The following is a 12,527-nucleotide window of genomic DNA, read 5'->3' on the forward strand; positions in this document are numbered from 1 at the left end:
AGGAAATAGCCATGGCGCTGCTCTATAAAGCTGACCCTGGACGTGGCGAGCAGTGGAAAGCGCTGTTTGCCGAGCACGCCCCCGATATTGAATGGCGCGCGTGGCCGGACATCGGCAATCCAGCGGAGATTGAATATCTGGCTGCCTGGCAGGCGCCGGATAATCTCGATGAAGTACTGCCTAATCTCAAGGTGCTGTTCGCGCTGTCAGCAGGGGTTGATCAGCTGGACTTAGGCCGCATACCGGCCACGCTTCCAGTGGTCCGTTTGCTTGATCCAGGCATCAGCCAGGGCATGTGCGAGTACGCGTGTTTTTCGGTGCTGAGCCTGCACCGGGACATGTTGCGCTATCGCCAGCAGCAAACCGCTGGGCAGTGGCAGGCGCACCGACTGGTGCCGGCGGCGAAACGACGCGTAGGCGTGATGGGTCTCGGGCTGCAGGCGCAGCATATTCTGTCGAGCCTCAAACCGTTCGGATTCCATCTCTCCGGATGGGCGCGAAGTCAGCACCAGATCGAAGGTGTGGAGTGCCACGCAGGTGTTGATCAACTGCCGGCCTTTTTGGCGAAGTGCGACATTTTGCTATGCGTGCTGCCGCTGACCGATCAGACCGAGGGCATCCTCAACCGCACGCTGTTTGAGCAACTTCCCCCAGGTGCGGCGCTGATCAACATGGGGCGCGGCGGCCATCTGCTGGAAAGCGATCTGCTCGACGCGCTGGACAGCGGGCAACTCAGCGCGGCAGTGCTGGATGTGTTGCAGGACGAGCCCGCAGCAGCCGATCACCCGTTCTGGAAACATCCAAATATCCTGGTCACCCCGCACATTGCAGCCATGACCCAGCCAGACAGCGCCTTCGCCGGACTGCTGGACAACATCCGCCGCTTCGAACGCGGCGAAAAGATGCTGGGACACGTGGATCTAAGGCAGGGCTATTGATTCGGCGTGACAGGGTTTATGCATGAAGCTGTAGAAGCACGCTTGCCCGCGAACGCGTTTCATCCGGCACTCTAGCAGCGCCGGATGCACAGTTCCCACCCGACCACGGCCCTACTGTTTCAGTGATCCGAGCAGGGTCTGAAGGAAACGCTCGCCAGCCATCAGCTGTGTTTCGTCGATGAACTCATCGGGCTTGTGCGCCTGCTCGATGGACCCAGGCCCGCACACCACCACCGGCACGTTCAGGCGATTGGCGAACAAACCGCCTTCGGTGCCGAACGATACTTTGACATGCTGCGTATCGGGAGCGGCGAAACTGTGCAGCAAACGCACGGCTTCGACGCTGGGATGCGTGTCCAGGCCGGGGTACTCGTTCATCACCTCGATGTCGATGGCCGCAACGGTCGACACCTGCTTCGCCTCGCGCACCAAGGCTTCCGCGCGCTCACGCAATTCGTTCAGCAATTGATCGGGATTATCGGCGGGCAAATTACGGAATTCGAACTCGAGCGTGCACAGGTTCGGCACGATGTTCAGCGCCTTGCCGCCATCGATGCGGCCGATGTGAACGGTGCTGTAAGGAATGTCGTAGCCCTCGTCCCGCAGACCGGTTTTTTCGATGCGCTTCTGGCTGTCGCGAAGCGCGCCGATGAAGTCGCTCGCCAAGTGAATCGCGTTGACCGCGCGCGGCGCCAGCGACGAATGCGCTTCCTGACCACGGCAGTAAGTGCGATAGGAGCTTTTGCCCTTGTGGCCGAGGGCAAACTGCATCGACGTCGGTTCGCCGATCACGCACAGAAACGGGCGCAAGGGGGCCAGGTCCAGAACGTCCAGCAAACGCCGTACGCCGACACAACCGATCTCTTCGTCGTGGGACAAAGCCAGTTGCAGCGGGCGCGTCAACGTCAGGTCCGCCGCATCGAGCATGGCGTCGATGGCCAGCGCGATGAAGCCCTTCATGTCGCAAGTGCCGCGCCCGTAGATGCGCCCGTCTTTGAGCGTCGCTTCAAACGGCGGCAGCGTCCAGGCCTGCCCCGCAACCGGCACCACATCGGTGTGCCCGGACAGCAAAATGCCTGGCTGTTCCTTTGGCCCGGTGCTGGCGAAGAGGTTGGCCTTCTTACCGCTTTCGTCCTTGACGATGAGCGACTCAATGCCCTTGGTCGCCAGCACGTCACGTACGTATTCAATGAGCGCCATGTTCGATTCGGACGACACGGTGTCGAACGCGATCAGGCGCTTGAGGATGTCCAGTACACGCGGCTTCATAAGACTTTGCTCGTAGTTTGCAGGCTCAACAGGCCAGTTAACGGCACCGGATCTGCAAAGCGCTGAATGTCAAAAGGGGCAATGTGGGTTCGAGTCTGACCGGTACTGATCAATTCAGCCATCACGTCACCCACGCCAGGGCCCAGCTGGAACCCATGGCCACAGAAGCCGAACGCGTAAAACAGCCCATCGACCTTGCCGCTGGCGCTGATCACCGGCAACGAATCTGGTGTGTAGCTCTCGATGCCGCTCCACACGCGGATGATGTTCAGGTTGACCGCGCCCGGCAGTAAGCGGCGCATTTGCTCGATTTGATTGATGATGCTGCGCGGCTCCACATGGGCGCGGCGGTTGATCATGTCCGGGCGGCTGCGATAGCCGCCACCGATCACGATATTGCCGCGCTGGATTTGCCGGAAGTAGATCACTTCCTCAGGAATCTTGGTGTACACGCCAATCACTGTCGGCAGCGAATAGGGCACCGGTTCAGTGACCGCCATTTGCGGGCCGTGGGTTTCCAGCGGCACCGGTTCGCCAAATTGTTCTGACAGCTTCGAGCCCCACGCGCCAGCGGTGATTAGCAGGTTGGCCGCCGTGAACAAGCGACCGTCGGTAGTAGTGACATGAAACTCGCCACCGACCTTTTGCACGTCCGCCACTTCGGTACGCTCCTCGACTCTGGCACCCGCGCGAATCGCGGCGCGAGCAAAAGCAGGTGCCGCCAGACGCGGGTTGGCGTGGCCGTCATGGGGTGCATAGGAGCCGGCTTTTACCTCTGGACCGAGAAACGGAAAACGCTCGTGCAGGGCTTTGCCGGCGATGACTTCCAGGTCCAGCTCGCGAGCCTCTGGCGCCGCAGCGTAGGCTTCCAGTTCAGGAATATGCGCCTCGTCGTAGCACACGCGCATATGGCCGCTGGGCAAGAACTCCAGGTCTTCGCCGATCAGCTCGGGCATGCGTTTCCACAGTGCCCATGAACGGTTCGCCAGATCCAGCTGCGCGAGATGCCGCCCTTGGCGGCGGACGTTGCCGAAGTTCACGCCGCTGGCGTATTGCCCGACCTGATCGCGCTCCAATAGCGTGACCGAGTGCCCGCGCTGGCGCAGGAAAAACGCCGACGCGGTGCCCATGAATCCGCCGCCGACAATCAGTACGTCGCTTTTTTGCGGGGTCATGAGTTCACCTCTTCCATCTTCATCGACAGCGGTTTGACCGGGGCCTGACCGCGTTGACGACCCACGTCCTGCACCGGCACGCCCGCTTCGGCCGCAATGACTTCGGCGCCCCCCTGCGAGCAATAACGGCCCTGGCAGCGGCCCATGCCGACGCGGCTGAACGCCTTGGCGCGGTTGACTTCGCAGGCGCCCTTCTCGCCCACCACGCCTCGCAGCTCGCCGGCAGTGATCATTTCGCAGCGACAAATAATCGCTTCGTCAGGCAAGGCTTTGGCCTGAGCAACAGGCCAGGGGAACGCCTCGCACAACCCGACCCGGAACGTATCCATGACCACTAATGACTGTTTCTGAGCCTGCACTGCGGTGGCATCCACCGACAATTTCAGATCTTGCAACAGCGCATTGGCCGCCAAACGTCCGGCCTGTTCGGCGGCATCGGCGCCACGAATTTTGGCGCCGTCGCCAGCCGCATACACGCCACTGACAGAGGTCCGACCCTCTTCGTCCACGGCCAGCAGCCATTGCCCGGACACGTCATCGAACTGCAGGCGACAACCCGCCAAATCGGCCAGTTGGGTTTCCGGGCGCAGGTGATAACCCAGCGCCACCGCGTCGCAGTCAATCTGCATTAAACGGCCAGCGCCGGTCTTGAAGCGCACACCGCTGACACCCGTCTGCTCGTCGCCCAGCACTTGCGCCGGTTCCACGCCCAAATGCACGGCGACCTTGGCCCGATACAGGCGCGCCAGCAGCTTCATGCCTTCGAACAGCACCGCCGGGCGCGCCAACAACTTGGGCAGCGCCGCGATACGCTTGCTGAACGGCGAGGTGTCGAGCACCGCCGCCACATTGGCTCCGGCTTTGACGTATTGACTGGCGACCAGATAAAGCAACGGGCCGCTGCCGATGAACACCACGCTGTGGCCGATGGACACCGACTGCGCCTTGAGCGCGATTTGTGAGCCACCCAGGCTGTAAGTCCCGGCCAGTTGCCAGCCGGTAATAGGCATCAGCCGGTCAGTGGCGCCGGTGCAAAGAACCAGCGCGTCGTAATCGATCACCGAATGCCTGCCGTTGCTGACGCAGTTCAGCTGCCCGGGCGTGAGGTTCCACACCAATGTGTCCGGCCGGTAATCGATCTGCGTGCGCAGCCGGTCAAAACTCTGGTGCAGGGCTTTAGCCTTGTCAGCTTCGGTGCCATACAACGCGCTGTAATCGCGCTTGAAACCTTCGGGCTGACGACGATAGATCTGGCCGCCATCGCGACGGTTTTCGTCGATCAGGATCGGTTTGATACCTGCCGCCAACAGCGTTTCAGCGCAGCGTGTGCCGGCAGGGCCTGCACCGACGATGACTACCCGTGCAGTGGCCATTTCGCCTCCGGTTGTGTGGTGACAATATCGAGCCCTTCGCGCACTTCGTTGGAGCAGGCGCGCAAGCGTTCGCCGCTGCGCGTCCAGACCCAGCAATCCTGGCAAGCCCCCATCAGGCAAAAGCCCGAGCGACGGCCGGAATCGAATTCCGACTCGCGCAACGATGCGCCCTGTGTGAGCAACGCGACCATCAGTGTGTCGCCCTGCAACGCCTTGATCGGCGCACCGTCCACCACCAGACTGACACTCGGCCGATCCCGCTCGCCCAGTCTTACGAAACGCCCGCTCATGCGTAGGCTCCCACGATCATGCTGTTGGAATGCTCTTGTGTGCTTTGCAGTTCGTCGCTGCTCAGATGGCAAAGGATTTCGCTGCCGCCCTGAATGTCGCGACGCCCTGGCGCGGTCTTGTTGCACAGCCCTTCGACGCGTACCGGGCAACGATTGAGGAAGGTACACAGCTCCGGCACGTTGGCCGGGGCGCTGATCGGCGGAAGCTTGCCGCAAGTAGTGCCGCAGTTTTCCAGCCAGCCCTGACGCAATTCCGGTACCGAATGCACCAACAGGTCGGTGTAGGGATGAAACGGCGCCTGACTGAACGCTTCGCGGGTGCCCTCTTCGATTTTGTGGCCGCTGTACATCACCACGATGTCATCGCACAGCGCACGCACGGTGGAGATGTCATGGCTGATGAACAGGTACGAAACTCCCAGCTCACGACGCAGATCGCCGAGCAGTTCAAGAATCGCCGCGCCGACCACGGTGTCCAGCGCCGAGGTCACTTCATCGCACAGAATCAGATCTGGCTTGGCCGCCAGCGCACGCGCCAGGTTGATCCGTTGTTTCTGACCGCCTGACAGCTCGCTGGGACGCCGATCCGCCATCGCTCTAGGCAAGCGCACCAGATCGAGCAGTTCATCGACGCGCTGACGCAATGCCGCGCCCTTGAGGCCGAAATACATCTTCAGCGGCCGCGACAGTATCGTGGCGACGCTGTGCATGGGGTTGAGCGCGGTGTCGGCGTTCTGGAACACCATCTGGATGCGTCGGAATTGATCGTCGGTGCGGCCCGACAACGTGCCGGACAACGGCACCCCGTCAAATACCAGCTCACCGCGCGCAGGATCGAGCAAGCCTGCCACCACCCGCGCCAACGTTGATTTGCCGGAGCCTGACTCACCAATCACACCGATGGCCTGGCCGCGAGTGATTGTCAGGTCGATGTCTTCGAGTACGCGAATCATCGGCATGCCCTGCATGCTCTTTTTGCCGTAACCGGCAGTCATGCCCTTGATCGTCAACAGCGTGGTGTCTTTAACCACTTCGCTGGCGGGGGTCAGAGTCGCGTCGGGGCGGGCCGCTGCGAGCAGGCTGCGGGTGTACTCCTCGGACGGTCCTTTGAGCAGCGCCGCCGTGCTGCTGTATTCGATGACCTTGCCGCCGTTGAGCACCACGATCTGGTCGGCCATTTGCGCGACCACCGCCAAGTCGTGGGACACATAAACCGCTGTCGCGCCGCGCTCACGCACTACGCGCTTGAAGGCGCGCAGCACATCGATCTGCGTGGTGACGTCCAGCGCCGTGGTCGGCTCGTCGAGTACCACCAGCAATGGATCGCTGATCAACGCCATCGCCGCCATGACCCGCTGCAACTGCCCGCCGGAGACTTGGTGCGGATAACGTTCGCCAATTTTTTCCGGGTTAGGCAGGGACAAATCGCGAAACAGGCCGACGGCTTTGGCCGTCAATTCGCTGCGCGTGCCGAGACCGTGAATCAGAGCACCTTCGATCACTTGATCGATCAGCTTCTTGGCCGGGTTAAACGCGGCAGCAGCACTCTGGGCGATGTACGACACGCGATTGCCGCGCAGGTTTTGCAGTTTGCTCTCTTCCAGGCCGAGCATATTGTGCTCGCCGACCTGCACAATGCCGCTCGCCAGTCGGCAGCCGCGTCGGGCATAGCCCAGCAGCGCCAGCGCGATGGTGGTCTTGCCGGAACCAGACTCACCGATCAGCGCCAGCACCTCGCCTTTTTCCAAGGAAAAACTCACGCCCTTGACGATTTCGACCTCGCCCTTATCGCCGCCAGCGACCACGCGCAGGTCGTGGACTCGAATCAATTCACTCATCTCAATGCCCTCCTGAACGTCGGCTACGTCGAGACGAGATCCGGTCGATAAACAGGTTCACGCCGATAGTCAGCGTACCAATCGCCAACGCCGGTATCACCAGTGCTGGCGCGCCCTGATTGAGGCCACCAATGTTCTCGCGGACCAGCGAACCGAGGTCGGCATCCGGCGGCTGAACGCCAAGTCCAAGGAAGCTCATGCCGCTGAGCAGCAGCACGATGAAACCAAAGCGCAGGCCCAGATCGGTCAGCACCGGATTGAGCATGTTCGGCAGGATTTCCACGCAGGCGATGTACAGCCGACGCTCGCCACGGGTCCGCGCCACTTGCACGTATTCCAGGGCCTCGATGTTGACCGCCAGGCTGCGAGCGATCCGAAACGCGCCCGGCGAAAAACTCAGCACCGCCGTGCAGATCAACAGCAGCACGGACGAGCCGAATGCCGAGACCATGATCAGCGCCAACATTTTGCTCGGGATCGAAATGAAGGCGTCCATCAAACGGCTGATGATTTCATCCAGCCATTTGGGGGCGACCACCGACAGCAACGCACAGGTCGTGCCCAGACCGCTGGCCAGTACCGCCGAAATCAGCGCCAGCCCGACAGTGAAACGCGCGCCGACCAGCACCCGGCTGAGCATGTCGCGGCCCAGATAATCGGTGCCGAAAGGATGAGCCATGCCCATCACATCGAACACGTTGTCGGACACCACTTCGCCGACCGGATGCGGCGCCAGCCACGGTCCGAAGATCGCCACCAGCAGCCAGATAAAACACATCGCCGCGCCCAGCAAACCCAGCCACGACGGGCCGTGGGAGACTTTGCCAGTGGCCAGATCGGGCGTGCCTGGCGTCGACTTCACAATGAGGTTGTTCATTGGGTTCTCAGCCTCGGGTTGGACAGGATTGCGCACAGGTCAGCCAGCAAAACCAGCAGCAGATAAGCCGTGCAGAAGAGCATGGTGCAAGCCTGAACCAGCGCCATGTCGCGGTTGGTCACGGCATCGACCATCAAGCTGGCGATGCCGGGGTAGTTGAAAATGGTTTCGACGATGACCACGCCGCCCAACAAATACGAAAGGCTCAGGGCCACCGCATTGGCAATCGGCCCGATGGCGTTGGGAAGCGCGTGACGCAGCACAATCCGCACGGGGCTGACGCCCTTGAGCCGGGCCATTTCAACGTACGGGCTGTCGAGTTGATCGATCACTGCAGCGCGGGTCATGCGCGCCATTTGCGCGACGATCACGAAACACAATGTCATGACCGGCAAGGCGTAGGTGCGCATGAATTGCCACGGCGAGGTAATGTCGCTGGCGTAGGAAAGCGCCGACAGCCAGCCCAGGTTCACTGCAAACACCAGGACCGCAAGCGTCGCCACCAGAAACTCCGGCACTGCGACCAACGCCAGGGTGATGAAGCTCAGGATGCTGTCGACACGTCCGCCACGCCCCATCGCCGAACCGATACCCAGGGTCAACGCCACCGGCACCGACACCAGCGCAGTGACCGCCGCCAGCATCATGGTGTTGGGAACCCGCCCAGCCATCAGCTCACTGACCGGCATGGCACTGGACACCGAAGTGCCCAGATCGCCACTGATCAGGTTCATCAACCAATGCAGGTAACGCACCACACCCGGCTGATCCAGGCCCAGTTTCAGGCGCAATGCCGCCACCTGTTCCGGCGTCGCAAACTGCCCGAGGGACTGTTGCGCCGCGTCACCGGGAAGCACGGCCGTGATGGCGAAAACCACCATGGACACGATCAACAAGGTCACGATCGCGGCACCGAAGCGCCGGCAGATCAGCCACAGTGTGTTGCTATTCATCGTCTTGCTCCCGCATCAATTCACGCCGCAATCACGCATCCAGCCAGACTTGCTCACTGAACATGTAGCCCATGAAACCGCCCAGAGGATTGCTGCTGTAACCTTTGATGCGCTGGTCGACGCCATCGATGTTGCTGATGAACACCGGAATGCCGATGCCGCAGTTCTCACTGACCAGCGTTTGCATGTCGCCGTACATTTTGGCGCGCTTGGCATCGTCCGTTTCGCCGCGAGCGAGCATCAGCAGTTGATCGAACTGCTCGTTTTTCCAGCCCGACTCGTTCCATGGCGCGGTTGACTGGAAGAACTGCGAAAAGATCACGTCAGCGTTGGGCCGCGGGTTGATGTTGCCGAAGCTCAACGGGTGCTTCATCCAGTGGTTGGACCAGTAGCCGTCGCTCGGTACGCGGTTGACGTTGAGGTTCAGGCCCACCGACTTGGCGGACTGTTGCAACAGCACGGCGATGTCCACAGAACCAGTAGCCGCCGGCGAGCAGACCAGCGGCATGGTGATCTTTTCCATGCCGGCTTTCTTCAGCAGGAACTTGGCTTTTTCCGGATCGTACGCACGCTGTGGCAGTTCGGCATTGTAGTAGCGCGAACCCGGCGCGATCGGGTGATCGTTGCCGACGACGGCGTAGCCACGGAACACGGCGGACTTCACTTGCTCGCGGTCCAGCAGGTATTTCATCGCTTGGGTGAAGTCGGCGTTCTGGCCAGGCATCTGGTCCTGACGAATGATCAGGTCAGTGTAGTTACCTGAAGGCGCATCCACCACGCGGTGCCCGGTGCTGGCGGCAATGCGCTGAGTCGAGCGCGGGTTGACCTCGTTGATCATGTGCACATCACCGGAGAGCAACGCGTTGACCCGAGATGGCTCGTCGCCGATGGCGATGAATTCGATCTCGTCCAGATACGGCAGACCTGGCTTCCAGTAGCCCGCGTTGCGCACGCTGACCGAACGCACGCCCGGTTTGAATTCCTTGACCTTGAACGGCCCGGTGCCGATGCCCTGACTGAAATCGGTGGTGCCCTCGGGCACGATCAACAGGTGCGACACCGCCAGGATCGATGGCAGCTCGGCATTCGGTGCGCTCAGTGTGATCTGAACTTCCAGCGGGCCGGTAGCCTTGACCTCGGAGAACTGCGCCATCAGTGGCAGGACTTTGGAGCCGGTGGCCGGGTCTTTGTGGCGGGACAGCGAGAACACCACGTCAGCGGCGGTAAGCGCTTTGCCGTTATGGAACGTTACGTCTTTACGCAGGGTGATGGTCCAGACCGTCGCCTTGTCGTTGTCGATGCGCTCGGCCAGTTCCAGCTGCGGGACCAGATGGCTGTCGAATCGCGTCAGACCGTTGTAGAACATGAAATGCCGCACGTAGTCCGTGGACAGCGCGCCTTTGGCCGGGTCCAGGGTGTCGGCGGTGGAGCTGGACATGCCCGCTACGCGAATGCGTCCGCCGGGTTTGCCCTTGGCAGGCGTCGCCGCCTCATCGGCAAAGACTTTCCCGGCCGCGCCGAACAGGCTCCCGGCACCCGCCGCAGCGACCCCGGCAACCCCTAACATGCGTAATGCATCGCGGCGAGACATACCGCGATTAAGGCCTTCGAAAACGCGCAGGCTGTCTTGGCCTGTGATCAGTTGGGGTTCGACTTTCTTGTCAGCCATATCAGTTCTACCTGTCGAAAATGGGGTTGTCCGAGTTGCTCGCGGTTGACCGCAGCGTCCTTGAAACGCAAACGACGACGGTGAAGCAAAAATCCGTTTTTAATTCTTACGTGCCGCCATCAATGACGGCTGTCCTGAAAGCGGTAATACGCACCCACCAGCGGCAAGAACCACGGCGTGCCGAAATGACCAGGCACCGCCGGCCAGTCCAGTTCGCGCCAGGGGTTAGCCTGAGCGTTGCCGTCCATGACGTCGGCCATGACGCCGCCCATGTGCACCGACATCTGCACGCCATGACCGCTGTAGCCCATGGAGTAAAAGATGCCGTCGTGCTCGCCGGCTCGGGGCAGGCGATCGGACGTCATGTCCACTAACCCGCCCCAGCAATAGTCGATCTTCACGTTGGCGAGCTGCGGGAACATCTGCGTCATCGCCGCCTTCAACACCACGCCGCTCTTGGCGTCGGAGGTGCTATTGGACATGGCAAAACGCGCCCGACCGCCAAACAACAGGCGATTGTCCGGGGTGATGCGGAAGTAGTTGCCGATCAAACGGCTGGTGACATAGGAGCGCTGCTGCGAGAACAACTGCGCAATCAGTGCTTGCGGCAAGACTTCGGTAGCCACCACAAAGCTGCCCACCGGCACGATACGGCGGCGATACCAGCCCGGTCCGCCGTGCTGGCAAGCGCCGGTTGCCAGCAAAATCTGCTTGGTTTGAATCGAGCCTTTTGCGGTATTGACGCGATAGCCGCCGTTGTTGGCTTTCCAGTCCTTGACCGCTGCGTCCTGATACACCCGCGCGCCATTACGCACCGCAGCGTCGGCCAGCCCCACACCGAAGCGCCCGACATGCATCTGCACGCCGTTACGCTGCAAAAGCCCGCCATGAAACTCGGCGGAATCGACTTCGGCGCGAGCCTGCTCTGCGGTCAGCAACTCGACGTCGGCATCGACCTCGCGACGAATCAATTCGCAGGTGCGCGCCATGCCCTCGTAATGCATGGGCTTGGCTGCCAGCTTGAGCTTGCCGTTACGCTTGAGATCACAGGCGATATTTTCCTGCTCAACCAGCGTCACGACGCTCTGCACGGCGCTTTCGTATGCTTTGTAGTATTCGCGGGCCTGATCCGGTCCAAGGCTAGCGCTCAGTGCTGAATAATCCTGAGCGACGCCGGTGTTGCATTGGCCGCCGTTGCGCCCCGATGCCTCACCGATCACTCGCCCCGCTTCGAGCACCACGACATTGGCGCCCTTCAAGGCCAACGCACGCGCAGCCGCAAGTCCGGTGAACCCACCGCCAACGATCACGACGTCGGCCTCACCTTCTACGGCACCGACCTGTGCCCCGTTGAAATCAGGTGCGGTGTCGAGCCAGTAGGATTCACTGCGCATGTCGTTCCCCTTGCTTGCTCACTCATGAGCGCCTTGAAAAGTGCTGGTAGTCGCGGATGCTGCAGGCTTAAAGACCGACCAATGCGGCCAGGCCGCCGATGTCCGGAATCTGCCGGTAGCCGTAGAACTCGTTGGCAGGTACTTCGTGACCACGGGCGACGAACGCTTTGTTTTTGATCTTCATGTCGTGGGCCGGGAACAGGTCATAACGGAAGCTGGAGGAGACGTGCAAGATGTCTTCCGGACCGCAACCCAGGTTATCAAGCATGAATTCGAACGCAGCCAGACGCGGCTTGTAGGCCTGGGCCTGTTCAGCGGTGAACACTTTATGGAATGGCGCGCCCAGCTTGTCCACGTTGGACATGATCTGGCTGTCACTGGCGTTGGAAAAAATCACCAGCGGGATCTTGTCGGCAATTTTTGAAAGACCGGCGGGCACATCAGCATGTGGGCCCCAGGTTGGCACGGCGTCGTAATAGAGCTGGCCTTCTTCGCGGTATTCGATGCCCCAACGTTTGCAGGTCCGCGCCAGCGCAGTCTTGAGGATCTCGTCATAAGGCATCCAGTCGCCCATGACCTGATCCAGACGGTACGCCGAGAAATCCTTGACGAATTGGTCCATCTGCTCGGCGGGTACACGATCAGCGAAGATCTCGCGGGTCATGGTGCCCATGTGGAAGTTGGTCAGCGTACCGTAGCAGTCGAACGTAATGAATTTAGGTCGAAGAAAGCTCATTTTGTGCGGTCCTGA

11 protein-coding genes are annotated in these 12,527 nt (G+C 61.1%); 1 reads left to right on the forward strand and 10 read right to left on the reverse strand.

Going from position 1 to position 12,527, the window contains the following annotated elements; genetic code table 11:
- Nucleotides 1-11: 11 nt before the first annotated feature.
- The gene (locus ACWKV9_RS17045; protein ID WP_483837298.1) at nucleotides 12-938 is read left to right on the forward strand and encodes a 2-hydroxyacid dehydrogenase; all 927 of its coding nucleotides are present in this window, start codon (nucleotides 12-14) and stop codon (nucleotides 936-938) included.
- A 111-nt stretch (nucleotides 939-1,049) separates the two neighbouring features.
- On the opposite strand, the gene argE is transcribed toward ACWKV9_RS17045, so the two are convergent.
- From argE to ACWKV9_RS17095, 10 genes are all read right to left on the reverse strand, one after another.
- The gene (gene argE / locus ACWKV9_RS17050; protein WP_483837299.1) at nucleotides 1,050-2,207 is read right to left on the reverse strand and encodes an acetylornithine deacetylase; all 1,158 of its coding nucleotides are present in this window, start codon (nucleotides 2,205-2,207) and stop codon (nucleotides 1,050-1,052) included.
- Entirely contained in the window at nucleotides 2,204-3,382 is a 1,179-nt protein-coding gene (locus ACWKV9_RS17055) for an NAD(P)/FAD-dependent oxidoreductase (protein ID WP_483837300.1), read from the reverse strand. The genes argE and ACWKV9_RS17055 overlap by 4 nt, the downstream gene beginning before the upstream one ends.
- A complete protein-coding gene (locus ACWKV9_RS17060; protein ID WP_483837301.1) occupies nucleotides 3,379-4,755 on the reverse strand; it encodes an FAD/NAD(P)-dependent oxidoreductase in 1,377 nt (458 codons plus the stop codon). Before ACWKV9_RS17060 ends, ACWKV9_RS17055 begins: the two co-directional genes overlap by 4 nt.
- The gene (locus tag ACWKV9_RS17065) at nucleotides 4,737-5,045 is read right to left on the reverse strand and encodes a (2Fe-2S)-binding protein (protein ID WP_483837302.1); all 309 of its coding nucleotides are present in this window, start codon (nucleotides 5,043-5,045) and stop codon (nucleotides 4,737-4,739) included. The genes ACWKV9_RS17060 and ACWKV9_RS17065 overlap by 19 nt, the downstream gene beginning before the upstream one ends.
- A complete protein-coding gene (locus tag ACWKV9_RS17070; RefSeq protein ID WP_483837303.1) occupies nucleotides 5,042-6,883 on the reverse strand; it encodes an ABC transporter ATP-binding protein in 1,842 nt (613 codons plus the stop codon). Before ACWKV9_RS17070 ends, ACWKV9_RS17065 begins: the two co-directional genes overlap by 4 nt.
- 1 nt (nucleotide 6,884) lies before the next feature.
- Nucleotides 6,885-7,760, reverse strand: a complete 876-nt coding sequence (locus tag ACWKV9_RS17075) for an ABC transporter permease (protein ID WP_483837304.1) — start codon at nucleotides 7,758-7,760, stop codon at nucleotides 6,885-6,887.
- Nucleotides 7,757-8,713 (reverse strand): ABC transporter permease, encoded by a 957-nt coding sequence (locus tag ACWKV9_RS17080; RefSeq protein ID WP_483837305.1) that lies wholly within the window; start codon nucleotides 8,711-8,713, stop codon nucleotides 7,757-7,759. The genes ACWKV9_RS17075 and ACWKV9_RS17080 overlap by 4 nt, the downstream gene beginning before the upstream one ends.
- Before the next feature lie 31 nt (nucleotides 8,714-8,744).
- Nucleotides 8,745-10,382 carry an ABC transporter substrate-binding protein gene (locus ACWKV9_RS17085; RefSeq protein ID WP_483837306.1) on the reverse strand — a complete coding sequence of 546 codons (1,638 nt, stop codon included), beginning with the start codon at nucleotides 10,380-10,382 and terminating at the stop codon, nucleotides 8,745-8,747.
- 119 nt (nucleotides 10,383-10,501) lie between these two features.
- Nucleotides 10,502-11,776: an NAD(P)/FAD-dependent oxidoreductase gene (locus ACWKV9_RS17090; RefSeq protein ID WP_483837307.1), complete on the reverse strand. Its 1,275-nt coding sequence runs from the start codon at nucleotides 11,774-11,776 to the stop codon at nucleotides 10,502-10,504.
- Between the two features lie 67 nt (nucleotides 11,777-11,843).
- Nucleotides 11,844-12,512 (reverse strand): haloacid dehalogenase type II, encoded by a 669-nt coding sequence (locus tag ACWKV9_RS17095; RefSeq protein WP_483837308.1) that lies wholly within the window; start codon nucleotides 12,510-12,512, stop codon nucleotides 11,844-11,846.
- Between the last annotated feature and the right edge of the window lie 15 nt (nucleotides 12,513-12,527).

The organism is Pseudomonas corni, assembly GCF_057128765.1.

Bases quoted from the DNA above. Each gene is read 5' to 3' on its own strand.
- ACWKV9_RS17080 (WP_483837305.1), bottom strand. From the start codon at position 8,713: ATGAATAGCAACACACTGTGGCTGATCTGCCGGCGCTTCGGTGCCGCG.
- ACWKV9_RS17085 (WP_483837306.1), bottom strand. From the start codon at position 10,382: ATGGCTGACAAGAAAGTCGAACCCCAACTGATCACAGGCCAAGACAGC.
- ACWKV9_RS17065 (WP_483837302.1), bottom strand. From the start codon at position 5,045: ATGAGCGGGCGTTTCGTAAGACTGGGCGAGCGGGATCGGCCGAGTGTC.
- ACWKV9_RS17070 (WP_483837303.1), bottom strand. From the start codon at position 6,883: ATGAGTGAATTGATTCGAGTCCACGACCTGCGCGTGGTCGCTGGCGGC.
- ACWKV9_RS17090 (WP_483837307.1), bottom strand. From the start codon at position 11,776: ATGCGCAGTGAATCCTACTGGCTCGACACCGCACCTGATTTCAACGGG.
- argE (WP_483837299.1), bottom strand. From the start codon at position 2,207: ATGAAGCCGCGTGTACTGGACATCCTCAAGCGCCTGATCGCGTTCGAC.
- ACWKV9_RS17060 (WP_483837301.1), bottom strand. From the start codon at position 4,755: ATGGCCACTGCACGGGTAGTCATCGTCGGTGCAGGCCCTGCCGGCACA.
- ACWKV9_RS17045 (WP_483837298.1), top strand. From the start codon at position 12: ATGGCGCTGCTCTATAAAGCTGACCCTGGACGTGGCGAGCAGTGGAAA.
- ACWKV9_RS17095 (WP_483837308.1), bottom strand. From the start codon at position 12,512: ATGAGCTTTCTTCGACCTAAATTCATTACGTTCGACTGCTACGGTACG.
- ACWKV9_RS17055 (WP_483837300.1), bottom strand. From the start codon at position 3,382: ATGACCCCGCAAAAAAGCGACGTACTGATTGTCGGCGGCGGATTCATG.
- ACWKV9_RS17075 (WP_483837304.1), bottom strand. From the start codon at position 7,760: ATGAACAACCTCATTGTGAAGTCGACGCCAGGCACGCCCGATCTGGCC.